The sequence below is a fragment of the Streptomyces sp. NPDC001513 genome (assembly GCF_042894695.1).
GTDB lineage: Bacteria > Actinomycetota > Actinomycetes > Streptomycetales > Streptomycetaceae > Streptomyces.
Window position 1 is genome coordinate 37,929 of the sequence record NZ_JBIAVU010000004.1, and the last position, 26,965, is coordinate 64,893.

At 72.0% G+C, this 26,965-nt stretch carries 24 protein-coding genes and 1 pseudogene; 11 read left to right on the plus strand and 14 right to left on the minus strand.

Going from position 1 to position 26,965, the window contains the following annotated elements:
* Window positions 1-218: 218 nt before the first annotated feature.
* Window positions 219-788, plus strand: coding sequence for an SMI1/KNR4 family protein (locus tag ACFYZ4_RS09405; protein ID WP_390783466.1), 570 nt, complete (start codon window positions 219-221; stop codon window positions 786-788).
* Here ACFYZ4_RS09405 and ACFYZ4_RS09410 read toward each other — a convergent pair.
* The 5 genes from ACFYZ4_RS09410 to ACFYZ4_RS09430 form a co-directional block, all read right to left on the minus strand.
* Window positions 770-1,660 (minus strand): isocitrate lyase/phosphoenolpyruvate mutase family protein, encoded by an 891-nt coding sequence (locus ACFYZ4_RS09410; RefSeq protein ID WP_351293121.1) that lies wholly within the window; start codon window positions 1,658-1,660, stop codon window positions 770-772. The genes ACFYZ4_RS09405 and ACFYZ4_RS09410 overlap by 19 nt on opposite strands.
* A gap of 93 nt (window positions 1,661-1,753) precedes the next feature.
* Window positions 1,754-2,275, minus strand: a complete 522-nt coding sequence (locus ACFYZ4_RS09415; RefSeq protein ID WP_390783467.1) for a hypothetical protein — start codon at window positions 2,273-2,275, stop codon at window positions 1,754-1,756.
* The gene (locus ACFYZ4_RS09420; RefSeq protein WP_390783468.1) at window positions 2,272-3,207 is read right to left on the minus strand and encodes a class I SAM-dependent methyltransferase; all 936 of its coding nucleotides are present in this window, start codon (window positions 3,205-3,207) and stop codon (window positions 2,272-2,274) included. The genes ACFYZ4_RS09415 and ACFYZ4_RS09420 overlap by 4 nt, the downstream gene beginning before the upstream one ends.
* 157 nt (window positions 3,208-3,364) lie before the next feature.
* On the minus strand, window positions 3,365-4,738 hold the full coding sequence (locus ACFYZ4_RS09425; RefSeq protein ID WP_351293127.1) for an acyl-CoA synthetase: 1,374 nt from the start codon (window positions 4,736-4,738) through the stop codon (window positions 3,365-3,367).
* Window positions 4,739-4,860: 122 nt separating this feature from the next.
* Window positions 4,861-5,337, minus strand: a complete 477-nt coding sequence (locus ACFYZ4_RS09430) for a DUF1772 domain-containing protein (RefSeq protein ID WP_351293129.1) — start codon at window positions 5,335-5,337, stop codon at window positions 4,861-4,863.
* Between the two features lie 342 nt (window positions 5,338-5,679).
* On the opposite strand from ACFYZ4_RS09430, the gene ACFYZ4_RS09435 reads away from it, so the two are divergent.
* From ACFYZ4_RS09435 to ACFYZ4_RS09445, 3 genes are all read left to right on the plus strand, one after another.
* The gene (locus ACFYZ4_RS09435; RefSeq protein ID WP_351293131.1) at window positions 5,680-6,210 is read left to right on the plus strand and encodes a GNAT family N-acetyltransferase; all 531 of its coding nucleotides are present in this window, start codon (window positions 5,680-5,682) and stop codon (window positions 6,208-6,210) included.
* A 95-nt stretch (window positions 6,211-6,305) separates the two neighbouring features.
* Entirely contained in the window at window positions 6,306-7,739 is a 1,434-nt protein-coding gene (locus ACFYZ4_RS09440) for a hypothetical protein (RefSeq protein WP_351293133.1), read from the plus strand.
* Between the two features lie 58 nt (window positions 7,740-7,797).
* Window positions 7,798-9,000, plus strand: coding sequence for an FAD-dependent oxidoreductase (locus tag ACFYZ4_RS09445; protein ID WP_351293135.1), 1,203 nt, complete (start codon window positions 7,798-7,800; stop codon window positions 8,998-9,000).
* 43 nt (window positions 9,001-9,043) lie between these two features.
* Here the strand turns inward: ACFYZ4_RS09445 and ACFYZ4_RS09450 are convergent, their stop codons facing one another.
* The 5 genes and pseudogenes from ACFYZ4_RS09450 to ACFYZ4_RS09470 all read right to left on the minus strand — a co-directional run.
* Window positions 9,044-10,006, minus strand: a complete 963-nt coding sequence (locus ACFYZ4_RS09450; protein WP_351293137.1) for an FAD binding domain-containing protein — start codon at window positions 10,004-10,006, stop codon at window positions 9,044-9,046.
* The gene (locus ACFYZ4_RS09455) at window positions 10,003-12,570 is read right to left on the minus strand and encodes a molybdopterin cofactor-binding domain-containing protein (protein ID WP_351293139.1); all 2,568 of its coding nucleotides are present in this window, start codon (window positions 12,568-12,570) and stop codon (window positions 10,003-10,005) included. The genes ACFYZ4_RS09450 and ACFYZ4_RS09455 overlap by 4 nt, the downstream gene beginning before the upstream one ends.
* A 151-nt stretch (window positions 12,571-12,721) precedes the next feature.
* Window positions 12,722-13,165: a hypothetical protein gene (locus tag ACFYZ4_RS09460; protein ID WP_390783469.1), complete on the minus strand. Its 444-nt coding sequence runs from the start codon at window positions 13,163-13,165 to the stop codon at window positions 12,722-12,724.
* A gap of 33 nt (window positions 13,166-13,198) precedes the next feature.
* Window positions 13,199-14,878: a DUF885 domain-containing protein gene (locus ACFYZ4_RS09465; protein WP_390783470.1), complete on the minus strand. Its 1,680-nt coding sequence runs from the start codon at window positions 14,876-14,878 to the stop codon at window positions 13,199-13,201.
* 695 nt (window positions 14,879-15,573) lie between these two features.
* A pseudogene (locus ACFYZ4_RS09470) lies at window positions 15,574-15,904 on the minus strand (transposase); the annotation flags it as partial.
* A gap of 137 nt (window positions 15,905-16,041) precedes the next feature.
* Here ACFYZ4_RS09470 and ACFYZ4_RS09475 point away from each other — a divergent pair.
* On the plus strand, window positions 16,042-16,851 hold the full coding sequence (locus ACFYZ4_RS09475; RefSeq protein ID WP_384343766.1) for a class I SAM-dependent methyltransferase: 810 nt from the start codon (window positions 16,042-16,044) through the stop codon (window positions 16,849-16,851).
* A gap of 254 nt (window positions 16,852-17,105) precedes the next feature.
* On the opposite strand, the gene ACFYZ4_RS09480 is transcribed toward ACFYZ4_RS09475, so the two are convergent.
* Window positions 17,106-17,717 carry a CbrC family protein gene (locus ACFYZ4_RS09480; protein ID WP_390783471.1) on the minus strand — a complete coding sequence of 204 codons (612 nt, stop codon included), beginning with the start codon at window positions 17,715-17,717 and terminating at the stop codon, window positions 17,106-17,108.
* A 63-nt stretch (window positions 17,718-17,780) separates the two neighbouring features.
* Window positions 17,781-18,365, minus strand: a complete 585-nt coding sequence (locus ACFYZ4_RS09485) for a DinB family protein (protein WP_351293173.1) — start codon at window positions 18,363-18,365, stop codon at window positions 17,781-17,783.
* A 251-nt stretch (window positions 18,366-18,616) separates the two neighbouring features.
* Between ACFYZ4_RS09485 and ACFYZ4_RS09490 the strand changes: the two genes are divergently transcribed.
* From ACFYZ4_RS09490 to ACFYZ4_RS09510, 5 genes are all read left to right on the plus strand, one after another.
* Complete coding sequence (locus ACFYZ4_RS09490; RefSeq protein ID WP_390783472.1) at window positions 18,617-20,365, plus strand: hypothetical protein; 1,749 nt, start codon at window positions 18,617-18,619, stop codon at window positions 20,363-20,365.
* Window positions 20,353-22,608 (plus strand): MMPL family transporter, encoded by a 2,256-nt coding sequence (locus ACFYZ4_RS09495; protein WP_390783473.1) that lies wholly within the window; start codon window positions 20,353-20,355, stop codon window positions 22,606-22,608. The genes ACFYZ4_RS09490 and ACFYZ4_RS09495 overlap by 13 nt, the downstream gene beginning before the upstream one ends.
* Window positions 22,577-22,960, plus strand: a complete 384-nt coding sequence (locus ACFYZ4_RS09500) for a VOC family protein (protein WP_351589270.1) — start codon at window positions 22,577-22,579, stop codon at window positions 22,958-22,960. The genes ACFYZ4_RS09495 and ACFYZ4_RS09500 overlap by 32 nt, the downstream gene beginning before the upstream one ends.
* A 317-nt stretch (window positions 22,961-23,277) precedes the next feature.
* A complete protein-coding gene (locus ACFYZ4_RS09505; protein WP_390783474.1) occupies window positions 23,278-23,820 on the plus strand; it encodes a hypothetical protein in 543 nt (180 codons plus the stop codon).
* A gap of 189 nt (window positions 23,821-24,009) precedes the next feature.
* Window positions 24,010-24,735, plus strand: coding sequence for a DUF4232 domain-containing protein (locus ACFYZ4_RS09510; RefSeq protein ID WP_390783475.1), 726 nt, complete (start codon window positions 24,010-24,012; stop codon window positions 24,733-24,735).
* A 56-nt stretch (window positions 24,736-24,791) separates the two neighbouring features.
* Here ACFYZ4_RS09510 and ACFYZ4_RS09515 read toward each other — a convergent pair whose 3' ends face one another.
* Window positions 24,792-25,226: a hypothetical protein gene (locus ACFYZ4_RS09515; protein ID WP_390783476.1), complete on the minus strand. Its 435-nt coding sequence runs from the start codon at window positions 25,224-25,226 to the stop codon at window positions 24,792-24,794.
* Between the two features lie 299 nt (window positions 25,227-25,525).
* On the minus strand, window positions 25,526-25,882 hold the full coding sequence (locus ACFYZ4_RS09520; RefSeq protein ID WP_390783477.1) for a hypothetical protein: 357 nt from the start codon (window positions 25,880-25,882) through the stop codon (window positions 25,526-25,528).
* Window positions 25,883-26,045: 163 nt separating this feature from the next.
* Between ACFYZ4_RS09520 and puuE the strand changes: the two genes are divergently transcribed.
* Window positions 26,046-26,954 carry an allantoinase PuuE gene (gene puuE, locus ACFYZ4_RS09525; protein ID WP_390783478.1) on the plus strand — a complete coding sequence of 303 codons (909 nt, stop codon included), beginning with the start codon at window positions 26,046-26,048 and terminating at the stop codon, window positions 26,952-26,954.
* Window positions 26,955-26,965: the final 11 nt, after the last annotated feature.

Here is a 26,965-nt window from a genome sequence, read left to right on the forward strand (position 1 = left end):
GCGGGCCCGGAGACGGTGGCCGGGGGGCCGGGATCCGGCGTCGGGGCGAGGGCCGGGGCGGGGGCCGGCGTCGGGGCTGGGGCCGGGGTCGGGAGCTGAGGCTGGGCTGGGTGGCGCAGCCGGGTGTAGTCGACGGGATCAGACCGTAGCGGAGCGGGGCCCACCCCGGCTCCGGCCCCGACGAAGTGCCGTACTTCGTGCTCTGGCACGCTGTCTCGATGGACGCGCTCATCGGCACTCAGGCACCTCGTCAGCGACTGACCGATCCGGCCTCGGCGGTCGCGGGTTTGGAGCAGGCCGTCCCCGGCCTCGCCCTCCTTCGACGTACGGCTCCGGCCGGCATCGATTGGTCTCGGGTCGAGGAATGCCTGGCCACCAAGCTGCCCTCCGACTACAAGCTGCTTGCCGACAGCTACCTGTCGTTGGCCTTCGGGGACTTTCTGTGCGTCGGCTTCCCGAACCCCGGGCAGGAGCAGGCGTGGTCAGAGGACCCCGAAGATCTTGAGATCCTCGCCGAGTGGTGTGCGGACGCAGAGCTTTCCGTTCCTCTGCACCCCTTTCCTGCTCCCGGGGGCCTGCTGCCCTGGGCCACGTCCAACCAGGGCGACTACTTCCTGTGGAACACCGCAGGGTCCGGCCCCGACGAGTGGACCGTCACCGTGGCCTCACGCAACGGTGGCTGGTGGCACTACTCCGGAGGCGCGGTTCAGTTCCTCGCCGACCTGATCAGCGGAGCCTTGGAACCGTGGGGGCTGCCGTCGGTACGGCCTCACGTCGAAGCCTTCTGAGCACACGACGGCTCTACTAGGAGGGCATTCGCGTCGGCGTACGGCAGGGCCTGGGCGCCGAAGGTGAATGTGCCCGACTCGGTGATCTCGCGGGCGGCTCCCATCAGGGCGCCCAGTGCGGCCCGGGACAGGGCCGAACCGGTGCTGATGCGGCGTACGCCGAGGGCGCCGAGGTCTGCGACGGACAGGTTCAGGGCGCCGCCCATCAGGACGTTCACCGGGCGGGTCAGCGAGGAGCAGACGGCGCGGATCGCTTGGGCGTCGGGCAGGGCCGGGGCGTACAGAACGTGGGCGCCCGCTTCCTGATAGGCCTTCAGGCGGGTGATCGTGTCGTCGAGGTCGGGCCGGTTGCTGAAGAAGTTCTCCGCGCGGGCGGTGACGGTGAAAGGGAAGTCGAGCTGCTCGGCGGCCTCGACGGCGGCGGCCACCCGCTCCACGGCTTCGGACAGGGGCCGCAACGGGTCCTGTTCCCGTCCGGTGGAGTCCTCGATCGAGGCACCGACCAGGCCGATGGCGGCGGCGGCCCGGATGGTGTCGGCAACGTCCTGGGGCGTGGCGCCGAAGCCGCTCTCCAGGTCGGCCGTCACAGGCAGGTGGGTGGCCTCGACGATGCTGCGCGCGTTGTCGAGGACCTCGGCGCGGCTGAGGGCGCCCGCGCCGTCGGGGCGGCCGAGGCTGTGGGCAAGGCCGGCGCCGGTGGTGGCGAGGGCCGGGAATCCGAAACCGGTCAGGATGCGGGCGCTGCCCGCATCCCACGGGTTGGCCACGACGAACGGTTCCGGTCCCTCGTGCAGGGCCCGGAAGGCAACAGCCCGCTGGTACCGGGCTGCTGTGGACGAATCGGAGGAGGGGGTGGCAGAGGCGGCGTCCATCCCCCGATCCTCGCAGGAAACCCTGGCCTACGGGGCCATCGCGAGGCAGAAAACGCCGCCGCCTGCCGAGGGGAGCGGGGGCCCCGCCGGGTGTCACACCACGTGCTGGTACCAGCGCCGGTGTACCACGGGTTCCACGCACAGTACGGCCGCGCCCGCGACCGTGCCGATCAGCAGCGCGGGCCATCCGCCCCCGCCCAGGACCGCGCCGGCGCAGGCGGCGGCCAGGGCGAGCGGCCGTAGCAGGGTCAGGGGGCCCAGGCCGATGACCATCGCGAGGGTGCTGGCGCGGAACGGCAGGAGGAAGTAGGCGGCGAGGGAGAGCAGCACCGCGGTGGCGTAGGCGGTCAGCGGGAGCAGGTAGCCGAGGCCTCCGGCGCTCAGGGTGTCGTAGGTCCGGGCCCGGTCAGGTGCCGACCACAGCACGATGCTCGCGGTCAGTACGGGGGCGGGCAGCAGGACGGCGCCGACCCCCAGCCCGCGTAGAGCGGCGCGGGCGGTGGCCCGGTGTTTGCGGATGCGGGCATCGCGGCCGGCGTAGGCGCGGAAGCCGCTGAACGTCGCGTCGAGCAGACCCAGGAAGAGGAGTGCGACCGGTACGGCGGCGGACATCATCGGGCGGCCTCGGCGAGGTGCTCGGGGCCGACCAGCCGGCGTTCCGACCGCCCGAGGGCCCGGCGCAGGGGCGCCTCCAGATGCGGGCGCACTCCGATGACGGGGCGCAGTGTGGTGCAGAATGGGTTCGCCGCGCCCCGCGGCTCGTACAGCAGCGGCCGGATACCGGGCGCGGCAGCGGCGGACAGGAGTGTCTCGTCGCTGTGTGCCCGCTCTGCGGAGACGACCCCGTCGTGGCGGCCGAGCGGGTGGCGCATCCGGGCACGGTGGAAGATCCAGGCACCGATCGGTGCGAGGCCGGTCGCGGCGATGTCGAAGTGGCAGAAGGCCTGCGCCGGTGAGGCGGCCTGGGCCTGGAAGAACTCGGCCAGGGCGGGCCCGCGGAAGTGGTGCAGCACTCCGGTGGAGACGTAGACGGTCGCCGCCTGCGGCAGGTCGAAGGCGTTGCCGTGGACGAATCGGCAGTCCAGCTCCTCCGCGCGGGCGAGCTGCTCCGCTTCGCCGACCAGGGCGGCATCGAGGTCGACGCCGACCAGCTCCACGTCCGCGCCCAGCGCGTTGGTGGCCGCCAGCCAGCGGATGAGGTACCCGAGGCCACAGCCGACATCGACCAGCCGGTACGGGCCGCTCTCACCGCCGGTTGCCCGGATCGCGTCGAAGAGCGGGCCGAGCAGGTCCATCAGGCGTTCGCCGATCCGGAGCTCCTCGCTCAGCCGCTGGAGCTCGGTGTGCACGCTGATGAGGAGACGGTCCACGGCCTGCGGGTCCAGGACGCCGTCCGCGCCGGCGGGCAGCCCTGCGACGATCTTGGCGGCGCGTTCGTCACCGTTGTCGCGCAGCCGGCGGATCACCTCGTCCCGCCGGACGGGAAGCCGGTGGCCGGTGCGGGGATCCACCGCCGTGATCAGATCGGATATCTCAAGTCGGTGCACGAGGCGGAACCCTACGGCTCCCCCACCCCGCCCCACCAGCCGCCCACCTTCCCATCCGCCCACCCGACCCCACCCCACCGCACCATCCGGGATCGCGGCGACCCAAGCGTGGGGTGGGGTGGGGTGGGGTGGGGTCGGGTGGGAGCGGGCGGGTAGGTCAGGGCCGGAGTTTTCCGTCCTCGCTCAGCAGGAGCCGCTTCTGTGGCTTGCCCATGGCGTTGCGCGGGATGGCGGCGACGAAACGGACCTCGCGCGGGCGTTTGTGCACCGAGAGGTGGGCCGCGACGAAGTCGGTGAGCTCGGCGCCGGTGACCTGCTGGGCGACGACGAAGGCGACGATGCGCTGGCCGAGGTCCGGGTCCGGGACGCCGACCACGGCTGCCTCACTGACGCGGGGGTGGTCCAGGAGGGCGTTCTCGATCTCACCCGCGCCGATCCGGTACCCGCCCGACTTGATCATGTCGGTGGAGGCGCGGCCCACGATGCGGTGCACGCCGTCACTGTCGTCGACGGCGGCGATGTCGCCGGTACGGAACCAGCCGTCCTCGGTGAAGGAGGCGGCAGTGGCCTCGGGCCGTCCCAGGTAGCCGGAGAACAGGGTGGGTCCGGTGAGCTGGAGTTCACCGATCTCGGCCCCGTCCTCCGCGGCGATACGGGTGGAGATGCCGGGGAGAGGCGTGCCGACCGTACCGGGACTCAGGCGGCCGCCCGCCCGGCCGCTGACGGTGATCAGGGTCTCGGTCATCCCGTACCGCTCGACGATGCGGTGCCCGCTCAGCCGCTCCAGGTCACGGAAGACCGGCGCGGGCAGCGCCGCACTGCCCGACACCAGCAGCCGGGCTCCCGACAGGGCGGCAGCGGCCTGCGGATCGGCGGCGATACGGGACCAGACGGTGGGCACGCCGAAGTACAGACTGCCGTCGGCCGCGGCGTAGGCCTGGGGGGTGGGGCGGCCGGTGTGCACGAGACGGCTGCCGGTGCGCAGGGCACCCAGGACCCCGAGGACGAGGCCGTGGACGTGGAACAGGGGCAGTCCGTGCACGAGGGTGTCGGCGGCGCTCCACTGCCAGGCCTCGGCCAGGGCATCGAGATCGGCGGTGATCGCGGCGGTGCTGAGGACCACACCCTTGGGGGCGCCGGTGGTACCGGAGGTGTAGAGGATCAGCGCCGGGTCGTCCGGTCCCCGCACCGCGGACGACGGCGCCGGGGTGGGGGTGGCGGTGGAGCGGCGGGCGAAGTCGACCTCGATGAGGCGGGCCCCCGAATCGCGCAGGATGTGCCCGCGCTCGGCCGGACCCGCGTCGGGCGGCAGCGGTACGCAGGGGACGCCGGCGAGGAGTCCGCCGACCACGGCGGCGACCGTTTCCAGGGAGGCGGTCGCGGTCACGGCGAACGCGGGCGGATGGGTGCCGGAGAGGTCGGCGGCGACCGCGCGGGCCGCGCCGAGGATCTCCTCGTAGGAGGCGGTACGGCCGGCGACGGTGACGGCGTCCGCACGGTCCCCGTAGGCACCGGTGAGAGCGGTCAGCATGGCGGCGACTCCGATCGGCGATGGGTGGTGCAGCTGGTCCGGTCAGCCTACGTGGGACGGCACGGCCGACCGAACCGTGTGATCAGCGGGACTTGACCGTTCGGGGACCGGCCGCCGGGTACTCAGCGGGTGGCGCGGCCGTGCAGAACCAGAGCACGGGCCAGAGCGGCCAAGGCGGCCGTGCACAGCACCGTACGGAGGATGTTCGTGGCGACCCAGGTCGACTTGAACCTCTCCACGATCGCGAAGTCGGTCATCTGCGCGACGTCACCCCCGCGCGCGAGCTCGTTGTTGAGGGGAATGTTCACCGCGAACGTCAGCACCAGTACCACGAGATAGGCCGCGGCGGCCGCCCCCACCCACAAGGCGGTGGTCCGCCGGCCGGCGCGGAACTCGAGCACGGCCGAGGCCACGGCCACCAGCAACGCCAATACGAACGCCATGCCGAAGAGCGGGTTGCCGTCGATGGCCGCGTTGAAGGCCCGCATCGCGGTGACGTAGGTCCGTTCGTCCCCGGCCGCCAGCCCCGGCATGATCGAAACGTCGAACGCGAAGAACAGCCCTGCCATCAACCCCACCAGCACCGTGGAAACGGTCAACAGGACCAGGGCGAACCGGCCCCCGCCTCCAGGCTGGGCGGGAGGGGGTGGGGGCGGCGTGACCGGCGGCGGGCTTGTACTCATGAGAGAGCGTCCTCGTTTCCATCGGTCGGCGGGTGCGTAGGTGCGTGGGTGCGTGGGTGCGCTACGTCCTGGCTGAGCACGAATGCGCCCGATCCTGACACCACGCGCCCGGTCACCTACCTGATTCCAGCCGACCTTTGAGCGAATCTTTAGTCGCCACGACACGTTCTCCCCAAAGACCACACGGTCCACGGTCAGTACGACGCACAGGCGGGACGAGGCGAACGGCAGTGCGTGGACACCCCCTAGGCTGGTGCCATGTCCGCCGCGATCACCCCAACAGCCCGCCCGCTGCGCCTCGAACCCGTCACCGCCGAGAACTTCGACGCCGTCTGCGCGATACAGGTGCGCCCCGACCAGACCCACCTGGTCTCCCCCGTGGTCAAGTCCCTCGCCGAGGCGTACGTCCACACCGCCGCCTGGCCGCGCGCCATCGTCGACGGCGAGGAGGTCGTCGGCTTCATCATGGCCTTCCTCGACATCGCCTGGGACCCGGCCATCGACCCCACCGACCACCGCAGCGGCATCTGGCGGCTGAACATCCACGCCGGCCACCAGGGCAAGGGCTACGGCCGCTTCGCCATCCATGCGGCCTGCGAGGAGATCCGCGCCCGCGGCACCAACGAGGCCTACGTCAGCTGGCACACCGGCCAGGGCAGCCCCGAACCCTTCTACCTCGGGCTCGGTTTCCGCCCCACCGGCGAGTACGCCGGCGACCAACGCGTCGCCGTACTCGCCCTGAACACTCCCGCGGACACCCGCGCCGACACCCCTGCCAACACTCCGTAGACACTCCTTGGAAACCGGTCGCGACCAGGCTCCGGGGCACCCCGGACAGGCCGCGCGGCAGGGCCTTGTCAGTGGCAGGGGCTAGCCTGCGTCACATGATCGAGGGGGAATGGGCCGCACCGTCGCCGGGCGAGCTCGCCGAGGAGGTCGCGGCCCTACTGAACGGGCGCCACGACCCGGGCGTGGCCGCGTTCGAGCGCGTACTCAACGCCGTTGTCAGCCAGAGCCACCGGGACCGCGAGACACTGGCCGCCGTCCTCGGGTCCGTTCCGCGCGAGTCCACGGTGGCGTCGCACCCCCGCGTGCGGCAGCTCGCCGGCATCGTCGGCGCCGCGGTGGGCCCCGTACAGGCCGCCGAGCGCTGGGAGAGTGCCGGGGCGGGCTGGCTGGAGCTGTGCCAGCACGTGGCGCTCGACTACGTCACGGGGGCACGCATCGTCGAGACGGGCGCACGGTTGCGGGCCGGTGACCACCTCCCGTTCCTGCTGTCCGTGCCGAGCAGGGCGAGCGGCGCGGTGGAACCGCACCACCTGGTCGCCCGCCTTGCCGCATACGCACGCCTCGGCGTCCGGCCCGGTCCAGCCGATCTCGGACAGGCCCTGCTGCGCTGCGGCGGCGGTCCGGCCGATCCCGATGTGGTGTCCGCCGCGGAGAAGCTGGAACTGGAGGAGGCGCCCCGGGTGGCCGCCTGGCTGCGCCAGGGCGGTCTGCCGCACCCCGGCCGACAGCGCGAGCGCGAAGCCGGCGCGCCCGAGCCGTACAGCAGGCGCCGGGGGGCGCGGATCGGTCGCAGGATCCTGGTCGGGCACGAGGCGATCGAGGGCCGCGGTGCGTTCCCGCGGCGTTTCTGGTCGCTGTTCCGGACGTTCGAGCCGCACATCGGCTGTGCGCACGCGTCGCTGCCGGACGGGCGGGACGCGCACACGGTCGCGGCCCTGCCCTGGCATCCGGAGATCGCCGCGGCCCGGCTGCTGACCGGTGTCGCGTCGGCCGCCGACCAGAACGGCCGCGGAGCCCCCGCGTTCCTTACCGCGCTGGCCGCGGCCGAGGGGCCGGCGGGGCCCGCGGTGCACCTGGCCCTCGCCTACGGGCTCGCCTCCGTCCCCGACGAGGACCGCGATGCCGCCGTACGGGCGCTGGCCCAACTCGGCGCGAGGGGCGGGCGGGACGGGCTGGACGGAGCGATGCTGGGCCGCGACCTCGCCGAGCTCGTGCAGCTGGGCACCCTGAAGGTGCCCCTGCTGACCGAGTCGCTGCGGGCCGCGGCCGCCCTGCCGCAGGCAGCCCCATCCCTTTGGCCGGTCCTGGCCACCGCGCTCCCCGGCCTGCTGGCCGCCACCCGCCCCCAGGCCCACGCCGCGCTGCTGGCCATCGCCGCGGATACGGCCCGCGATGCGGGAGCGGGCGGTGAACTGCCCGAGGTCACCGCACTCGCACAACGGCCGGGCTCGTCCCAACTCCTCAAACAGGCCCGCAGGTTGCGTGACCAGCTCGCCACGGATGGACACGCCCTCACTCCACAAAAGTAGGGTGAGGGCCGAGCGGCGGCAGCGGGTGCGTGCCCGAACCGAACGGGAGTGGTCTTCCATGCCGAAACGTCACGTGGTCGTGGTCGGCGCCGGAATCGGCGGCCTGACCGCCGCCATCGCCCTGCACCGCCGCGGCTGGCACGTGACCGTTTGTGAACGCGCGCCCCAACCGCCCACTACCGGCGCCGGTATCGGCCTCGCCCCCAACGCCCTGCTCGCACTGGACGCCCTCGGTATCGACGCCGCCCACGCCGCCGGCACGGCCGTACCCGAAACGATGGGTCTGCGCCGCTTCGACGGCCGGTGGCTCACCCGGACCGGCACCGCGGACATGGCGGCCCGGTACGGCATACCGCCGATCGCGGTCCCCCGCCCGGCCTTCACCGCGGCCCTCGCCGCCGCGCTGCCGCCGCAGGCCCTTCGCTACGGCACCCCGGTGACCGCCGTCGACGACGCCACGGGCCGCCCCACCGTCCGTACCGCGACCGGACCGGATCTCACCGCCGATCTGGTCATCGCCGCCGACGGCATCAACAGCCTCCTGCGACGCGCCCACTTCCCCGCCCATCCCGGCCTGCGCTACACCGGCGAGTGCGCCTGGCGGACCCTCGTCGACGCCCCGGACCTGCGCATCGGGGCCATGAGCGAGACCTGGGGGCACGGCCGGCGGTTCGGCGTCACGCCGCTCACCGACGGCCGCCTCTACCTCTACGCCACCGCCCGTGTCCCGGCCGGCACCCGGCCCGCCGCCCCCGACCCCCGCGCCGAACTCCGCCACCTCTTCGGCGCGTGGCACGATCCGATTCCCGCCCTCCTCGACCGCATCGAGCGCCTCGAGCCCGCCGACGTCCTCTGCAACGACCTCTACGACCTGGCCGCCCCGCTCCCCCGCCTGCACCACGGCCGGATCGTCTGGCTGGGCGACGCCGCCCACGCCATGACCCCCAACCTCGGCCAAGGCGGCTGCCAGGCCATCGAGGACGCAGCCGTCCTCGCCCACCTGCTCCCCACCGGACACACCCGCACCACGGGCAGCCCCGACCGTACGGACCCCGTCCCGGCCGCCCTCGCCGCCTACACCGCGGCCCGCCGCAACCGCACCAACGCCGTCCGCGTCCGTGCCCGCCGCGTCGGCCGCCTGGGCGCCCTCCGCAACCCCCTCGCCGTGGCCGCCCGCGACCTCGCGATCCGCGCCACCCCGACCCGCCTCTCTCTGCGCGGCATGGACGACCTCTTCAACGGTTTCCACCTCCCCCGGTGACGGCAACGCACCAGAGCCGACGTCTTGGCCTGGGCGCCCTCCGCTAGTCGGCGGCGGCCGAGCCGGCGGCCCGTTCCAGGACTTCCAGGACGGTGCCCCGGAACAGCTCGGTCTTGTACCCGGTCTGCGGCAGCGGACGGCACCGGGCGAGTACGGTCGCGGCGGCCGCCGCGAGGACCTCGGCGTTGGCCTCGCGGCCGATCAGCGCGGCCTCGACCTCCTTCAGCCGCAACGGGACCCGCGCCACCCCACCCGCGGCGACGGCGGCGTGCGTGATGGTGGCACCGTCGAGCGCGAGCCGGGCGGTGGCTTCGACCAGGGGCCACTCGGCGTGGGCCCGGCTGATCGCCCGGTGGCAGGCGGCGCGTTCGCCGGGCCAGGGCGCGGGCAGGTGGACCGCGGTGAGGATGCGCTCCGGCGGCAGAAGGTGGTCGGCCTGGAAAAGCCTGTCGCCGTCTCCGTACAAGTCGGCGACGCCGCGCGGGGATTCGCCGTGGATCTCGACCTCGGCGCCGTAGGTGAGCAGGGCCATCGCGAGGGTGGACGGGTGCGGGGCGACGCACAGTCCGTCGCCGCTGACCACGCCGAAGTGGTGGTCGCCCTGGCGCGCGGGGCAGTCGGTGCCGCCCTTCTGGAGGCAGCTGACGTGCGGATTGCGGTAGTACCAACAGCGGTTGCGCTGCAGCAGGTTGCCGCCCAGGGTGCCGGCGGCACGGACCTGCGGGGTGGCCGCGGTCCCGGCCGCCACCGCGAGGGCCGGCCAGCCGCCGCGCACCTGCGGATCGTCGGCCAGGGCGGCGAGGGTGGTCAGGGCGCCGATCCGCAGCCCGCCGCCGGGGAGCAGTGTGCAGCCGCGCAGGTGGTCGGCGCCGCCGAGGTCGGTGAACGGTCCGGGAGAGACGCCGCTGCGCTGCCGGGCCGTGGTGTCGGTACCGCCGGCGCGCAGTTCCCCGCCGCGGGCCAGGACGGCGGCCGAGAGGTCGGTGAGGGCGGGCTCGGTGCTCACGTGGCCAGTCCTTCCAGGAGCCGGTCGGGGCGGATGGGCATGTCGTGCGGGCGCCAGCCGGTGGCGTCGTGGACCGCGTTGGCCAGGCAGGCCGCGGTGGGCAGGGTCGAGATCTCGCCGAGGCCGACGCCGCCGCCGGGGACGTGTTCGAAGCCCTCCTGATGGAAGTGGACGGTGATCTCGGGGGTGTCGCCGATCCCGGGGATGCGGTAGTCCTCCAGGTTCTCGGTCAGCACCCGGCCGGTGGCCGGGTCGGTGCGCCGTTCCTCGTAGAGGGCGTAGCCGATGCCCTGGACGACGGCGCCCTCGCACTGGCTGCGGGCCAGCCGGTCCTCGTGGATGCGGCCGGCGGCGATGCCGCTCCAGACGCGCAGCGGGCGGATCCGGCCGAGCCGGGTGTCCACCTCGACCTCGGCGACCTGCACCGATCCGGTGAAGCCGCGGCCGATGGCGATGCCGCCCAGGGCGAAGGGGGTGACGAAGCCGCGGCGGTCGCGGGGGCGCCGGCCGGTCACCCGCACGCCGTGCGCCGCGTCGAGGCGGGCGGCGATGTCGCCTCCGCCGAGCGCGTCGCGCAGCCGGGCGGCGGCGTCCAGGGCGGCGGGCACGATGGAGGGCGTGGTGCGGCTGCCGCCGGAGGTGGGACCGTGTACGGCGTCGCTCATGCCTACTTCGGCGCGCACCCTGCCCTCCGGTACGCCGAGGGCCTCGGCGACGGCCCGGCGCAGCACGGTCCGCGAGCCCGTCCCCATGTCCTGCACGGCGCAGCGGGCGACGACGATCCCGTCCTCGACGGTGAGTTCGACCTCGGTGACGGGATCGAGGAAGTAGAGCCAATTGGCCGCCGCGATGCCGACGCCGCGGCGGAACCGCCCGGTGCCGCCGCGGGGGCCCGACCACACAGGAAGCGCGGCGGCCCAGTCGTACAGGGCGTGCCGTTTGGGGTTGCCGTCCCAGCGGCGGCGCAGGGCGATCGGGTCCTGGCCGAGGCGGTGGGCCATCTCGTCGACGGCCTGCTCCAGGGCCCAGCACATGGTGGGTCCGCCCGGGCCGCGGAACGGGGCGCCCGGGGGCCGGTGGGTGAGGGTGTCGAAGTCGCGGAGCCGGCGCGGGGCCTTGCCGTACATGAACCGGGCCAGTGCTGCCACGGAGCCGCCGACCGAGACCCCGCCGTCGGTGTCCGCGTCCATGGCCAGCGCACTCAGGTCGCCGGACGCGTCCGCGACCATCGCCAGGCGGATCCGGGTGCCGGGCCGGTATCCGCCGTCGGTGAGCTCCTCGTCCCGGTCGAGCACCACGCGTACCGGGGCGCCGTGCAGCCGGGCCAGCTCCACGGCGGCGACGACGTCGGAGGTCAGGCCCATCTTGCAGCCGAATCCGCCGCCGACGTGGACGGCCCGCGCGACCACCTGTTCGACGGGCAGGCCGAAGCGTTCGGCGGCGAGTTCGGCGGTGCGCTTGATCGATTGTGTGGACACCTCCAGATGGAGGGTGCCGTCGACCCACTGGGCCAGGCAGGCGTGCGGTTCGAGCGGGGTATGGGTCTGTGCGGCGGTGGTGAACACGCCTTCCACCACCCGCTCGGGATTCCGGCTCCGGGCCTCGGTGATGCGGCGCACGGCGGTGGCGGGGCGCTTGCTCATGGCGGACGGGCCCCGCAGGTTGCCGCGCCAGCGGGCGGGCACCAGCTGGGGGGACTCGCCGGACCCGGGAGCCCGTTTGCGCGCCGCCTTGTCCTCGTAGACCAGCGGGCCTTCGCCGGCGCGGGCCTGGCGTGCGTCCAGGGCCGCCGGCAGCACCTCGTAGTCCACCGTGACCCGTGCCGCGGCCGCCCGTGCGGAGGCCCGGTCCGGCGCCGCGACCGCCGCCACCGGCTGTCCGACGTACCGCACCACGCCGTCGGGAGGCAGCAGCGGTACCAGCGGCAGGTCCCCGGCCGCCAGGGAACGTACGTGGGCGTGCGCGTGCGGCGAGCGGATGATCACCCCCTCCAGCAGCCCGTCGGGGCGCAGGTCCGTGGTGTACCGGGCCGATCCGGCGGTCTTCTCCGGCGCCTCGGCGCGCGGAACCGCCGGCGTGGCTTCCCCATCGGTCGGCGCCGTGTCGTAGTCGCCCGCGCAGGCCGCGGCGACCGCCCTGAAGATCCCCTCGTACGCGCCGCAGCGGCACAGGTGGCCGGCCAGCGCGTCCGCGATCTGCTCGCGCCCCGGACGGGTGCGGCCGTGCGTGGCCCGCCACCGCTCGAGGAACGCCGCCGCCTCGACGACGAACCCCGGGGTGCAGTAGCCGCACTGGAGGGCGTCCTCGCCGGCGAAGGCACGCGCCATCGGATGGTCCGCCAGACCCTCCGCCGTCGTCACCCGTCGGCCGGCGAGCACGACCGCCGGCGTCAGGCAGGACACCCGGGGCTCACCGTCGACCTGGATCGTGCAGGCCCCGCACACCCCGCCCGCGCAGACCAGCTTGGTGCCGGTCAGTCCCAGCCGGTCCCGCACCACCTCCACGGCCGTCGGGTCGTCGTCCACGTCCACTGCGCGCCGGGCGCCATTGACCTCGAACTCCACGAGACGTACTCCTCAGCCGTGGGGGTGGGCGCCCGTCGGGCCTCGCGCTCACCTTCACGCTCCTTGATATACCGCTCCCGTGATCGCCGCAGGTCGGCGGCCGCCCGGCTGGGGCCGCCCGGCTGGGGCCGCAACCCGCGACGGCCGGACCTCACCGCTGCTCTCGTCGCAGCGTGGTGGAGCGGATGATCAACCTGCCGAGTTCGGGGGCAGGCCGGAGCGACATGAGGCGGCGCAAGGCCGTCGCGTGCTGATCGAGCCGTTTGAGGGTCGACCGTCGGTTCGGGGCCTGGCCGGGAACGTCCTGGGCCGGCCCGCATCCGGCGACGACGTAGAGCTCGTCCAGTTCAGCCCATCGGCCCCGGACGCCGTCTGTTCCGACGACGGCCAGACTCGTCACGACCTGGGGCTCCCGCCCGTCGTACAGCTTCACGCCGACGTCCAGCGCGGGGGCTCGGAAGAGCAGCTCCGGACCGCTGAAGAGCGGGTCTTCCGTCATCTCAGGATGGGTGAAGCCCCACTCCTCGACCAGGAACGAGAACTCCGTCGCGGCCTCGGTGCGGAACTCCGCCCGCAGATCCCGTGCACGGCTCATGGTCCGATCATCCGCCTGGGATCGCCCGGATGCTCAGAGTCGGCCCAGCTCCTCCCTCAGGTCGTCCAGCCCCAGGGAGCCGAGCGACAGTGCGGCCATGTGCCACGCCTTGAGTTCGAACGCCGCGCCCTGGCGGGCCCGGGCCGTCTCCCGGCCCTGTAGCCAGGCCCGTTCACCCAGCTTGTACGTGATCGCCTGCGCCGGCCGGCCCAGGTAGCGGACGATCTCGCTGTCCAGGTACGCGGGCGGCCGGCCGGAGTAGCGGCCGAGGAACTCCCGGGCCAGGGCCGGGGTCCAGCGCCGGCCGGCGGCGAACGGCGAGTGCGCCGGGATGTCGAGCCGCAGGTGCATGCCGAGGTCGACCACGACCCGCAGCGCCCGCATCATCTGGGCGTCGAGATGGCCGAGCCGGTCCTGTGGCTCGGTGTAGAAGCCGAGTTCGTCCATGAGGCGTTCCGCGTACAGCGCCCAGCCCTCGGTGGTGGCGCTGATCTTGCCGACCTTGGTCTGGTAGTGGGAGAGGGATCCGGCGACGGCCGTCCAGTGCGCCAGCTGGAGGTGGTGGCCCGGCACCCCCTCGTGGTACCAGGTGGACACCAGGTGGTGCGTCGGGAAGCGGGTCCGGCCGAGCGTCGGCAGCCAGGTGCGGCCCGGACGGGAGAAGTCCACCGAGGGCTGGGTGTAGTACGGGGCCGCCGCGCCGCCCGGCGGCGCGATCCGGGACTCCACCCTCCGGACGGGCTCGGCCAGGTCGAAGTACGTCCCGTCCAGCGCCTCGACCGCCTCGTCCATGAACCTCTGCAGCCACAGCCGCGTCTCCTCCACACCCGTGACGGCGCGCCCGTGGCGGTCGAGCCAGGCCAGCACCTCCCACGGATCCTCCGCCCCGGGCCGGATCCGTCCGGCCTCGACGCGCATCTCGGCGAGCAGCCGGTGGAACTCCGACCAGCCGTACGCGTACGCCTCGTCCGGATCCACCTCGGCGCCGGTGTACACGCGGGAGAACCGGGCGTAGCGTGCGCCGCCCACCACGTCCGGCTGGCCGTCGACCAGCCCGGCGTACACCTGGGCGAACCAGTCGCGCAGCTCGGCGACCGCTCCCGTCGCCACCCGTGCCGCCGCCTCGACCTCCGTGCGCGGGCCGCCCTCGGGGGCACCTGCGGCCAGCCGACCGAAGCCACCGGTGCCCAGCCACTCGTCCAACTGCGTGATGTTCTCTACCACTTGGCGGGGAGCTGCCCGCAGGCCTTGCCCCGCCCCCACTCCGAGCGACGCCCGGTAGCCGGCCAGGGCGGCGGGCACCGCGTTCAGGCGCCGCGCGATGAGCCGCCAGTCCTCTTCCGTCGCCACCGGCATCAGCGAGAACACCTTGCGCACCTGGTGCAGCGGGGAGGAGAGGTTGTCGACCGCACGCAGGTGCTCACCGGCATCGAACTGCGCCGACTCCGCCTCGAGCCGCTCCGTCAGCAGGGTCGCGCACCGCCGCTCCGCCTCGCTGTCCGCACCCGGTGCCTGCGCGACCGCCGCGAGCCGCGCAAGGGTCGAGCGCGCCAGGTCGGCCACGGCCTGCCGGCCGTCCGGCGAGAAGTCGGGGAGCGCGCCCGAGGCGCCGGGCACCCCCAGGGCGGTGCCGAGGATCGGATCGAGCTCGACCAGGGCGTCGACGTAGGCGTCGGATATCCGACGGGGCAGGGCGTCCGGTTGCTTCAGCACCCGGAGTCCCTGCCCGCTGGGCCCGGCGCCCAGTCCCGCCACCCGGCAGGATGACCGATATCGCACCGTCCCTGGGCCGGGAGCCCGGCGGGGTCGGCAGAACGCGCCCCGGACCACTTCTCCCCCGCATCAGTGCGCACTGGATCTCCTGCACCAAATCGACCGGCTGCCGGGCCCCACGCACATGGAGTTTCCCGAGGGATTCGACTACGAACGGGCCAAGGCGCGGGCAGAAGCCCTGGCCGAGCGTCTTGGACGCGATTTCGGGTGCCCTTGTCCCCTCGACACCCTGCAGGACGCCGCCGCCTACTTCATCGTCTGTGTCCCCCAGGACGGGACGGAAAACGGTTGACCCATCAGGGTCTGGCTGAGCAACTACGGCGATCTCGCGTCGATTTCGCCGCCGTCCGGATTCCCTGACCGCATTTCCGACACCGTCCCCCATGGCACCGTTTCCACGGCGGATCGCCTCCGGCTGGAATCTGCGCTGGCAGACCTGGAATACGTACTCGTCCCTCATCGCCCCTTGAAGCGCGCATACGACGGCATCCACACCGACTGGATGTGGGTGGGCGAGCCCAATCGGTGGATTCGCTTCTTCTACCCCCTAAGCTTGTTCTTTGTGGTCTGTTCCGGTCGCGTTCGATGATGTTCTCGGGGCGTCGGACGGTTTTGCCCACGTCGTAGCGGGTGGCGGGTCGCAGCCAGTTACTCACATCCACGGCCAGGACGAGCCGGCCGTCGGCAGCCCAGGGCTGCGGCAGTGCCGCCAGGACCCGCCGCAGCCGCCCGGCGTCGACGCGGCCACGGTTGAGCGCGTCGTACAGCGCGCGCGGTGCCCGCGGCGATGCTCGGCCAGCAGCGTCAGATCCGCCGGGGTCGTCACCGGCCCGTCCGCGCAGAGCAGTGCGTCCCCAGCTCGAACAGCTCGTCGCGACGCGCGTACAGGCACCCGTAGAAGTCATCTCGGAAATGTGATGCCAAAGCGAACGCTTCCCGCTGGACATTGTGCTGCAGCAGACTCACCCCTGGCGGTCCTGGTCTCGACAAGGTGAAACGCGCTCCGGACAGCACGCAGGATCGCGCCAAGACCGCCGTCTGCGCCTGCCGAACTCCCTGGTGAGTGAACCCGTTCGGGGCATTGTTCGAGCTATCGTCACCAGATGCCTGAAGCTCCCGAGAAGTTCAACACCGCGATGACCACCTGGCAGGAATGGCAGGACGCCCCCTGGGGCCGCCTGCGCTACACGATCGCCGAGGCGAACCTGGCCCGTCATCTCGACGGCCTGGGTGGCGGGCCATTGCGCATACTCGACGTTGCCGGCGGCGACGGCGGCGACGCCATGCGCCTCGCCAGCCGCGGGCACCACGTCACCATCGTCGACTATGCGCCCGCCATGCTCGCTGCTGCGACCGAGCGGGCCTCGGCGGCCGGCCTGACGGAGCTGATCACCTGTGTGCAGGCCGACGCGACTGCTCTGCCCGCCGATCTCGTCGACGGGGAGTTCGACGTGGTCCTGTGCCACAACCTCCTTCAGTACGTGGACGATGTACCGGGAACCCTCGCCACGGTTCTCACCCCGCTGAAGCGCGGCGGGCTGTTCTCTGTGATGGCGATCAACCGGCACTCGGCGGCCCTGAACCTGGCCGTTCGCGATATGGACCCCGCCGCCGCGCTGGCTGCGCTCGGCACCGATCAGCTCCGGACCCAGATGTTCGACTCAACGTTGACGCTTCATACGGCCGAGGAGATCACCCCTCTCCTTCAAAGCCTTGGCTGTCTCGACGTACAGCACTACGGCATCCGCAGCTTCTGTGACTACATCACCGACGACGCGCAAAAGTACGACCCGGCGTTCTACGCTGACCTTGAGCAATTGGAGCTCGCCACCACTGCGCTTGCGCCCTACATGCACACCGCGCGGCTCTTCCAACTGACTGCATGGAACGGGACATACGAGGCCAGACCTTAAAGAACAAGCTAAGAGGGTGTCTCACGTGGAAAGTTCGCGAGCTTCTTGCAGCAATTCAAGTCGGCGGCCATGCCGAGGAAGGCGAGGAAGTACGAGCCAACGCTATCCGGCGGGCCTACATCGCCACGATCGGCTGGGGCAACTGGACCTGAACGTCCTTTGCGGCCCGCCCATCCACCGGAGCCGTGACGATCACGACGGGCAAACGCCCCCTGCCGCGCGCCGAATACGGAGTGTAGAGCTCCGCGGCAACGTCAGCCGATGTCCCAGGATGCCAGGCTCGTGTCGCAGTGCAAGCAGCGGAACAAGTAGGCAGTCGGCTCTCCAGCCCGGTCCAGTCCCCGCAGGAACTGTTCGGTTTCCGGCGGCGCCCAGCCGTAATGCCGGTGATCTTTACGGAGCATGGCCAGTGCCTCTGGGTGGGCCTCAAGCTCGTGATGTCCGGCAGGGCCGAGAAAGGCCGCGCCGTCGCCGCAGTGGTACAGCCAGGACTCCTGCTGCCAACCGGCGAAGCCGGGAGTGCGTCGGGTGATCTCTTCGACGATCGACAGAGGCACGTCGTCTGGTACGTCAACGGCATTGCTGAACACCGCAGACATGTCGAAGTCCTCATCGTCTCCGGTTGAGACGCTCAGGGCACTTGACGCTGCCCCGGAGTGGATGCAGTGGAGGCAGAGGGAATCAGGCTGTTGACCGTAGACAGGCCCTTGATAGCGGATCTGTCGATGCCTGCCACAGACACTGCAGACATGGTCGGCGCGCACCGCGGACCCGGTAGCCAGCGGGTCAGGGTGGTATCGAAAGATCGGCTCTGCCACGGGACCGTCATGCCAACCAGAAACGGACACCGCGAAGCAGGTAATCATCTGTCACAGGCGGCGATGTAGCGCAGCATCACCTCACGCGAAGATCAGGGGTGCAACGGCAGGCTAAGCCTTGATTGGTGCGGCCGACCTGGCGGCCTGCTCGATCTTCGCGCAGTAGGCTGCACGGGCTTCCTCGTCGATCTGCTTCTCGTGTTCGGCGCGCAACCCGGTCCGGCCGTCGAGGCCCTCGCGCAGGATATCGGCGTGCCCGGCATGCCGGATGGACTCGCCGAGGACATGAACCATGATGGCGAACAGGTTCGTGTGGGCATGAGGCTCCGGCCACCATGGCACGTGGCCGGGGGCGTCGAGGGGAAGCTCGTTGATCGTCGCGTCCGAGTGTTCCCACGTGCGCCGACAGAACCCGATGATCTGATCGCGGGTCTCGTCCTCGGTCGCCCACAGATCGCTGCCGTTGGAGTCCTGCCACCGGGGCAGCGGTTCCGGGGAAGGGCGGTCGAAGACCTCGCCGAAGTACCTGGCCTCGACGGTGGCCACGTGTTTGACCAGGCCGAGGAGGTTGGTCCCGGTCGCTGTCAAAGGCCGGCGGGCGTCGTATTCGGACAAGCCGTCGAGTTTCCAGAGCAGCGCCTCGCGGTCCCGCCGCAGTCTCCCGTGCAGGTTGTCCTTCGCGAATTCATCGATCATGCGGCATGAGCCTGCCATGGGCTGCTCGTGGTCTCAAGATCCCGTACGCGGTCCGTAGCGACGGGCAGAGCCGAGGCCTGGTCATGGTCGACGCCCTGGCCTGCCACAAGAGGCTCTCGAAGACTTGCCACGTGAGACACCCTCCGAGGCAGCGCGTCAGGGCCGGGTGGGCGCGCCGTCGGACGAGCGGGTGGGGCATCGACGATCATGTGACCCGGCAGCCTCCAGAGCAGCCGAACGGAGCCCGGCCCGTGGCCTCAGTCGAACTCTCACCGCTCCCACTTCCGGTCACAGCGGACGGTCCGGAGGCCGCGACGCCCGCCCGCGAGCCGTGGCACCGGCGTCATCGTGTGCCGCTGATCGCCACGGGATCCGTGCTCCCGCTCTACGCCTGGTGGGCCACGGCCCTCGCGACCGGCGGTGGGGATCTCGCGGCGCAGGAAGCATGGGCGGGGTTCGTCGCACGCCACCCGGGTGCCGTCTACAACCTCTCCTGGTACGGCGGGCTGCACACCGGTTCCTACAGCCTGATCTCGCCCTATGTGATGGCTGTCTTCGGGGTGGTCCCCGTGACGCTGGCGAGCGGCCTCGTGTCCACTTGGCTGGTGGGGCGGATCTGTGCCCGCTGCGTCGTGGCTCGGGCCCAGTGGCCGGCGCTCCTGGCGGCCCTCGTGGCGGCCCTCATGCTCTGGTGCCAGGCGGCCTCCGGGCGCACCACCTTCCTCCTGGGCGTTGCCTTCGGGCTCGCGGCCGTACTCGCGCTCGTGAGCGGGCGCCGTGGCGCGGTCGTGGCCGGCTGGGCGCTGGCGGCCACGATGGCCAGCACCGTCGCCGGGCTGTTCCTCGCGATCGTGGGCACGGCCCGTCTGCTGACGTCCCGCCGTACCGCAGCAGCGACAACCACAGCCGCAGCCGGAGCCGCGTTGTTGGTGCCGCCCCTGGCCGTACTCGGCCTGACGGCCTGGTTGTTCCCCTTCCACGGCCTCCAGCCCATGGGCCTGGTACGGATCTGGCCCCCACTGCTCATGGCCGTATGCGTCGCCCTGGCGGTCCCGCGCTCCTGGCTGCTGCCGCGGTCGGCCGCGGCGGTGTACGCGGTGGCTGTCGGTCTGGCCTATCTGGTCCCCTCGCCGGTCGGGACGAATGTCGAGCGGCTGGCCCATCTCGCGGCGCCGCCGGTGCTGCTCGCCGCCGCGATGGCGGGGCACGTCCACGCCAACGCGGCGGGCGGGCCCCTCCGGTGGCTCGCGAGGGCGCGGCTGACCTCGCTCGTCCTCGGCCTCGTCCTCTCCGTCACGTGGGTGGGAGGAAATACGGCGGCTCACGTCATGGACACGGCGGAGGTCCCCCGGTGGGCCGCGGAGACCGACGGTGTCGTGCACGCCCTCGAACGGCTGGGAGCGGACCGCTCCAGGGTGGAGGTGACCATGGCGCGCAGCCATCGGGAGGCAGCCGCGCTGGCGCCGTACGTGACCCTGGCACGCGGCTGGAACCGGCAGGCCGATGTCGCGCGTGGACCGCTGTTCTACGACGGGTACGACGGGGCGGGCGTGCCCGAGGGGACGTTCACGGCGGACGCGTACCGCGCCTGGCTCGACCACTGGGCGGTGGGCTTCGTCGTCCTGCACGACGGTCCGCTGGACGCCGCCTCGGAGCGTGAACACGCGCTGGTGACGAGCGGTCCCGCGTACCTGGAGCCGGTGTGGCGGGACGAGCACTGGCGGATCTACCGGGTCAAGGATCCGGTGGCGCTGGTGGATCCGCCCGCATCGGTGGTGCGCTCCGACGCCGCTGAGGTCGTCGTACGGATGCCAGGGCCCGGAACCGTGACGCTACGGGTCGCCTATTCGCCGTGGCTCCGGGCCGAGGGCGGGGGCAGGGGCAGGGGCGAGTGCCTGGCACCCGCGCGCGGCGGGCTCACCCGTCTGACGGTGACGCGGCCGGGCGAGGTCACGATCGGTTCGTCGTACGGCCTTGGGGCCCACCGATGCGCAGACTGACGGGGGTTCCGCCCAGCCCCGCAGACACGGGCTCGCCGGTGTCGGCCCGGCTCGCTCGGGCTTGCGTCCGCCACCACCGGATCGTCCTGCTGCTGTGGCTGTTGCTCCTGGGTGCCGGGCTGGCCGCGGTCGGACCGGTGGTGGACCGGCTGGACCGGCAGCCCTGGAGCGTGGCCCCGCACGAGTCGGTCCGGGGAAACCGCCTGTTGGACGGCGTCCGGTCCTTCGATGGGCAGATCGACGCGGTCGTGGCGGGCGTGCCGGTGGCCGATCCCCGGTTCCAGCGGGAGTTGGCGGCCGCGAAGCGTGACCTGTCCGCGGTCCCCGGCGTGATCGCGGTGACGGCCCCCACAGCCCTCGCTGCTCCCTCCACTGCCCCCACGCTCTCCGACTCCGCCGACTCCGCCGTTTCCGCCGATGGAAGAGCCGCCCTCGTGTCGGTGCGGCTGGGTCGCGGACTCCCCGATGGCGTACGGCAGAAGGCCGAGGCGGCGGTCGAATCCCGTGTGCGGGACATCGCCCGCTCCGTGCCCGGCGTCGAGGTGACCCTCGGCGGCAGCGATCGCGCGCGCCGCGCGGTGGCGGAACGGTCGCTGGCCGACACCCGGCGCAGCGAGCTGATCACCCTGCCCGTGACCTTGGCGGTGGTGTACGTACTCTTCGGCGGCTTGGTGGCGGCCTCCGTACCGGTGTTGGCGGCCGTGTGCACGGTCGGCGCCGGAATGCTCTGGCTGCTGGTCCTGTCGCGCTGGTACGACCTCACCTCACCCGCGCTCTCGACGACCACCATGGTGGGGCTGGCCCTGGCCATCGACTATTCGCTGGTGACGGTGGGGCGGTTCAGGGAGGAGAGGGCCGCGGGGCACGACGTCGCGGAAGCGGTGGTGCGGACGATGGCCACGGCAGGGCGCGCGGTCCGGTTCGCCGCGCTCGTCGTCGCGGCCGCCCTCTGCGGGCTGGCCGCCTTCCCGAGCGACTTCTACGCGGCGATCGGCCTGGCCGCCGCAGGGACCGTCGCCCTCTCCCTCGCCGCCGCGCTGACCTTGACCCCGGCGCTGTTGGCGGCCTTCCCGAAGCGGATCGGCGCCGGCGTCTCCGCCCGTGGCACTGGCTACGGCGCGTTCGCCCGGCTGGCCCGTCGGACGCGCCGGCACGCGCTTCCGGCCGCCGTCGGCGTCGGGGTGCTGCTGCTCGCGTGTGCCACCCCCTTCCTCCGCGTCCACCTGGTGAGCCCGGTCGGGGAGCAGCAGCTTCCGCCCGCGGCGGAGGCCCGGCGCTATGCCGAGATCGTGGCGGAGCGGTTTCCTCAGCACCGCGCCGACGCGGTGGTGATCGTGGCCCGTACCGACCCGGCACGGCTTCAGCAGTGGGCGGGCCGCTTCGCGGGTGGCCCCGACGTCGAGGCGGTGGGCGCGGCCACCGCTGCGGGCCCCGGGGTCTCGCTCGTCCGCATGGTGCCGCGGGCCGACCCCGAGGGCAGGCCCGCCGACCGGCTCGTCCAGCGCGTCCGGGCGGATCGCCCGGCCGACTTCCCGGTCTGGGCCACGGGACGCAGCGCCCTCGACATCGACTTCAGGGCCGAGGTCGTCGACCACGCGCCTCGGGCCGCGGCCCTGATCGCGGCGACCACCTTCCTCTTCCTGCTGCTGATGACGGGGTCGGTGCTGCTCCCGCTCAAGGCGATCGCGATGAACACCCTGTCGTTGGGCGCGTCGTTCGGCGCTCTGGTCCTCGTCTTCCAGGACGGCTGGGGCGCCGGTCTGCTCGGCGTGCACACGCTGGGCGGACTGGGCTACTGGCTCCCCGTCGTGGTGTTCGCGCTGGCCTTCGGCCTGTCGATGGACTACGAGGTGTTCCTGCTCTCCCGCATTCAGGAACTCCACGACTCCGGGATGGACAACGACCGCGCGGTCGAGGTCGGTGTGCAGCACTCCGCACGGATCATCAGCTCCTCGGCCGCGCTGATGTGCGTCGTCTTCATCGGATTCGCCACGGGCGAGCTGCTGGTCATGAAGCAGTTGGCGATCGCGTTGACCGTTGCGGTCGTCGTCGACGCCACGCTGGTGCGGTGCGTGCTGGTTCCGGCAACGATGACACTGCTCCGCGGCGCCAACTGGTGGGCGCCGCCCGCGCTGCGCCTGCGATTTCGGACTCTGCGGGTCCGGCACAACTCGGTGGCGTTCGGCGTGGAGATCAGGAAGGCTCGCGCGCATGGTTTCGGTATTGCAGAACGTGGCGATTGACTGTGCGGATGCCTATGAGCTGGCTCGGTTCTGGAGCAGCGTGACGGGCCGTCCGCTGCATCCGGATGCCCGACCGGGTGACCGGGAGACCGAGGTGCTGCTGGCGGAGGGCCCGGTGCTGTACTTCAACCAGGTGCCGGAGACGAAGACGATCAAGAACCGGATCCACCTGTGTCTGCGCCCTGAGACCTCGCGCGATCAGGAAGTGGACCGACTGCTGGGCCTCGGTGCCACCTTCGTCGCCGATCACCGGAACGCAGACGGCTCGGGCTGGGCCGTCCTCGCCGATCCCGAAGGCAACGAATTCTGCGTCCTGCGCAGCGACTCCGACCGGGCAACCGTGAACTCCTGACGCGCCCGCACCCGCCTCACCGGACGGCTCCGCCCGAAGTCCGGCGGCCGCGGAACTGCGCGAGCCACGGAAAAGCAGATGACCCCGTCAACGGACTCGGGCACGCTGAGCCACTGAGCCAAGGTGGCGCCTAGCCGGTGACCTGCGCATTCACGACCCCTGTCGCATCATGGCGCCACCTACGACGCAGACGGCGCCGGATATGGCTCCCCATGGCGCCATTAATGTGCCATCATGGTGCCACGAGGAGCGCACCGTTCGGTTCACAGGCCGCGGGGTGTGCGTTTGGCGGGGTGAGGCATCGAAGGGGTCGGATCATGGAGACAGCGCAGAGTACTCAGCAGGCGGCACCCGGCGCCTTCGCCGCCTTCGCCCGCTTCGTGCTCTGCGGCGGCGGGGTGGGGCTCGCCTCCAGCTTCGCCGTGGCCTCCCTCGGCTCCTGGCTCCCCTGGGCCTTAGCCAACGCCCTGATCACCGTGGGCTCCACGCTCCTCTCCACCGAGCTGCACGCCCGCTTCACCTTCGGCGCGGGCGGCCGCGCGACCTGGCGCCAGCATGCGCAGTCGGCCGGGTCCGCGGCGGCCGCGTACGCGGTGACCTGCATGGCGATGTTGCTTCTCCAGCAGCTGGTGGCGACACCCGGTGCGGTGCTCGAGCAGGTCGTCTACCTGTCGGCCTCGGCACTCGCCGGTGTCGCGCGGTTCGCGGTGCTGCGACTCGTCGTGTTCGCACGGAACCGCTCGCAGGCCACGGCCACCATTCGCACCGCCCACGCCGCCAGCCCTGCCGGCCCCGTGCACGCGACCGTGGCCCGGACCTCGGCCCCGGCCGGCCCCGCGGCGCTCTGCCGCGCGGCCTGACCGTTCCGCCTGATGCAACCGGGCCGTTGCTTCGGATCCCTGGTGGACGGGCTGGTGGGGAGTGGACTGGTCATGGCCAGTTGGATGGAATGGTGACGTTCACGTCCTGGGTCCGTAACGGTCGCTCGGGGTGGGGATTTCAGTGGTTCCGCCGGGCAGAACCGAGTCGTCGACCACACCATTCATGCCATGCGAAGGCAAACGGGGGCCACCATGCGCACTGTCCGCAAGAGCTGGAAGACCTACACCCTTGGGGTCGCGGCCATCGCCGCGCTCCTCTCGTCCACGGCCTGTGATTCCGGCGGCACGGAGAACGGCAAGGGCCCCACCGCCTCCGGCACGCCGAGCGCGGCCGGTTCCCCCACCCCCTCCCCCTTCGGCACGCCGAGCGCGGCCGGCACCACTCAGCCCGGCGGCGGGGGCACGGCCGGCCCCTCGCAGAGCGCAGGTGGCGGAAACCCCACCATCGCGGCCTGCAACGACAACGACCTCTCCATCGACACATCGGGATGGCGACAGGACTCGGGCCAGCACCTGCTCATCACGGCCACCAACTTCACCGACAAGGCCTGCACCCTCTACCACTACCCGTACGTCCGCTTCGGCACCGACATCGGGGCTCCGGTCGGTGCGACGGAGTCCAAGCCGCGGGCCATCGCCACGATCGGCCCGAAAGAGAAGGCGTACGCGGGCGTGTTCGTCTTCAAGGCGGGTCAGCAGACGTACACCGTCACGTCGTTCTCCCTCGGCTACCAGGACCGCGCCCTCAACAGCAACAAGGATGTGGCGCCGCTGGACATCAGGCTGTCGGAAGAGGTCGGCTCCCTCACGGTCGGGCCCACCCCCCGGGTGACGTACTGGAACACCGATCTCGGCGCCGTCGAAGACTTCCTGTTCAGGTCGGGCAACAACTAGACGGCGCCCCGCCGTCCCCCTACGGTCCGGCCGCTGGGTGCCTATGAGCTCAGCCCCTACGCGACCCAGCAGTAGACGCCCTGGCCTTGACGCTGAGCGGTGGTAACGAGGGCGGCCAGATCTCCCACGATCGCGTCAGCCATCTCCGAGTCGATGACCTCGCCCTCCTCCGCCCGTTGTGCGGCCCACGCTGCAGCCACTTCGCGCAGCTTCAAGCCCCCTGCGTCAGCCAGTGCAGCGGACAGGCCCGGCGAGATCGCGAAGACGACACCCCCGGCATCGTCCTGGCCTGCGACGATACGAGGCTCGCCGGCTTCGATGAGTTCCTCGAAGCTGCCGCCGGCAAGGAGGCATTCCCACTCGACCACGGCTTCCTCGGGATCGAAGTTGCCGAAGGAGAGCGACTCGAAGGCACGCCCCGGCCCGGTCTGAAGGGCCGAGCCCGCTGACACGTCATCCGGCGCCACGAAGAACTCGATGATGCGGCTCACCAGGGCATCATGCCCGACCTCCCACGACCGTGACCGGCCGGGCAGGGGCCGTTCCAGGTCTTCCCTCCGCGAGCAGGCTCCGGCCGCAGGTACCGGTCCCGGATCTGGGCCTTGCGGTACGGGCCGTTGCCGTCGCTGTCGTACTGCGGTACGTCGAAGGCGACCCAGAACGCCAGCTGTCCGGCGCGGGCTGAAGGCGGGCCGGCTGAAGGGCGGGCCGATCGTCGGGGTCATTTGCGCTTGGGTGCCTCTGTCGCCTTGCGGCGGCCTACCGAACCCCGCCGCCGGGGCCGTCGGCGTCATGCGTAGTAGCTGAGGATCACCAGCAGCGCCGTGCATTCCGCGAGGAGCTGGACGGAGAGGGCTGCCTGTCGTGCCCGTAGGGCCGGGGCGGCCAGGACGACGACCAGCGCCACGAACCCGACACCCACGCTCCAGAGGAACAGCCATCCGGGCAGCCCCCGGGTGCACTGAACCCCGTACGTCACACAGCCCGATACCCGCACGGAGGACAGAAGCAGGACGACGGCAGCCACGACCGCCCCGGGGAACAAGGCGGCGGACAGGCCCGACCAGAACCGGGAACGGTCCTTTTCGCCGGCCACCCGCACCGGGGCCGGGTCCGGGGCCGTCGCGGCGGAAGCAGTTGCGTTCATGGCTCCATCCCACGCGAACGGCGGGCCCGGCACAGCCGTCCGGGTACTCACCTCGCGGGTGTGCGCCCTACTCAGATCGCGGGGCGCATCCCGCGAAAAGCTTCCGGAGCGGACATGGCCCCGCATCTGCGATCCGGCGGCCGATCAGCGGTATGGTGCGGCCGTGTCCGAGCACCAGCGCGAGCTCGTCGGTTACGGCGCCGAGCCACCGCACGCCGCGTGGCCCGGCGGTGCCCGCGTCGCCGTCAGCCTTGTCCTCAACTACGAGGAAGGCGGGGAGCAGAACGTCCTGGAAGGCGACCGCGCATCGGAGGGCTTCCTCCACGAGCTCGTCGGCGCGCCGCCCGTGGTCGGCGGGCGCGATCTGAACGTCGAGTCGATGTTCGCGTACGGCTCGCGCGCCGGCTTCTGGCGCATCCACCGCACGCTCGCGGCGCACGGTGCACCGCTCACCGTGTACGCCGTGGGGCAGGCCCTGGAGCGCAACCCGGACGCGGCGCGCGCGATGGGCGCCGCCGGTTGGGAGGTGGCCAGCCACGGCTGGCGCTGGATCGACTACCGCCATGTGCCCGAGGACATCGAGCGCGCCGACATCGCGCGCTCGATCGCGACGATCGAGCGGCTCGTCGGACGCCGCCCCGTCGGCTGGTACACCGGCCGGACGAGCGCCGACACGCGGCGCCTGGTCGTCGAGGAGGGCGGCTTCCTCTACGACTCCGACGACTACTCGGACGACCTGCCGTTCTACGTCGACACCGGCGGCCGCTCGCACCTCGTGCTGCCATACAGCCTTGACGCGAACGACTGCAAGTTCCTGCTCGTTCACGGCTTCACGACCGCGGACGACATGCTCGCGTACCTCGTCGACACGTTCGACACACTCCATGCCGAAGGCGCCGACCGTCCGCGCATGATGAGCATCGGCATGCACTGCCGGATCATCGGTCGGCCCGGCCGCATCCGCGCGCTCGACGGGTTCTTGAAGCACGTGGCGCAGCGCGGGGGGACGTGGCTCGCCACGCGCGAAGAGATCGCGCGTCACTGGCTTGCCACACACCCGCCCCTGCGCTGAGCCCGCGCCGC

Coding starts and splice junctions, on each gene's coding strand:
- ACFYZ4_RS09475 (WP_384343766.1), top strand. CDS start 16,042: ATGCCTGAAGCTCCCGAGAAGTTCAACACCGCGATGACCACCTGGCAG.
- ACFYZ4_RS09425 (WP_351293127.1), bottom strand. CDS start 4,738: ATGCTGACCGCTCTCACCGGTGCCTACGGGGACCGTGCGGACGCCGTC.
- ACFYZ4_RS09510 (WP_390783475.1), top strand. CDS start 24,010: ATGCGAAGGCAAACGGGGGCCACCATGCGCACTGTCCGCAAGAGCTGG.
- ACFYZ4_RS09495 (WP_390783473.1), top strand. CDS start 20,353: ATGCGCAGACTGACGGGGGTTCCGCCCAGCCCCGCAGACACGGGCTCG.
- ACFYZ4_RS09500 (WP_351589270.1), top strand. CDS start 22,577: ATGGTTTCGGTATTGCAGAACGTGGCGATTGACTGTGCGGATGCCTAT.
- ACFYZ4_RS09480 (WP_390783471.1), bottom strand. CDS start 17,717: ATGATTACCTGCTTCGCGGTGTCCGTTTCTGGTTGGCATGACGGTCCC.
- ACFYZ4_RS09415 (WP_390783467.1), bottom strand. CDS start 2,275: ATGATGTCCGCCGCCGTACCGGTCGCACTCCTCTTCCTGGGTCTGCTC.
- ACFYZ4_RS09460 (WP_390783469.1), bottom strand. CDS start 13,165: ATGAGCCGTGCACGGGATCTGCGGGCGGAGTTCCGCACCGAGGCCGCG.
- ACFYZ4_RS09440 (WP_351293133.1), top strand. CDS start 6,306: ATGATCGAGGGGGAATGGGCCGCACCGTCGCCGGGCGAGCTCGCCGAG.
- ACFYZ4_RS09405 (WP_390783466.1), top strand. CDS start 219: ATGGACGCGCTCATCGGCACTCAGGCACCTCGTCAGCGACTGACCGAT.
- ACFYZ4_RS09435 (WP_351293131.1), top strand. CDS start 5,680: ATGTCCGCCGCGATCACCCCAACAGCCCGCCCGCTGCGCCTCGAACCC.
- ACFYZ4_RS09410 (WP_351293121.1), bottom strand. CDS start 1,660: ATGGACGCCGCCTCTGCCACCCCCTCCTCCGATTCGTCCACAGCAGCC.
- ACFYZ4_RS09445 (WP_351293135.1), top strand. CDS start 7,798: ATGCCGAAACGTCACGTGGTCGTGGTCGGCGCCGGAATCGGCGGCCTG.
- ACFYZ4_RS09520 (WP_390783477.1), bottom strand. CDS start 25,882: ATGAACGCAACTGCTTCCGCCGCGACGGCCCCGGACCCGGCCCCGGTG.
- ACFYZ4_RS09505 (WP_390783474.1), top strand. CDS start 23,278: ATGGAGACAGCGCAGAGTACTCAGCAGGCGGCACCCGGCGCCTTCGCC.
- ACFYZ4_RS09485 (WP_351293173.1), bottom strand. CDS start 18,365: ATGATCGATGAATTCGCGAAGGACAACCTGCACGGGAGACTGCGGCGG.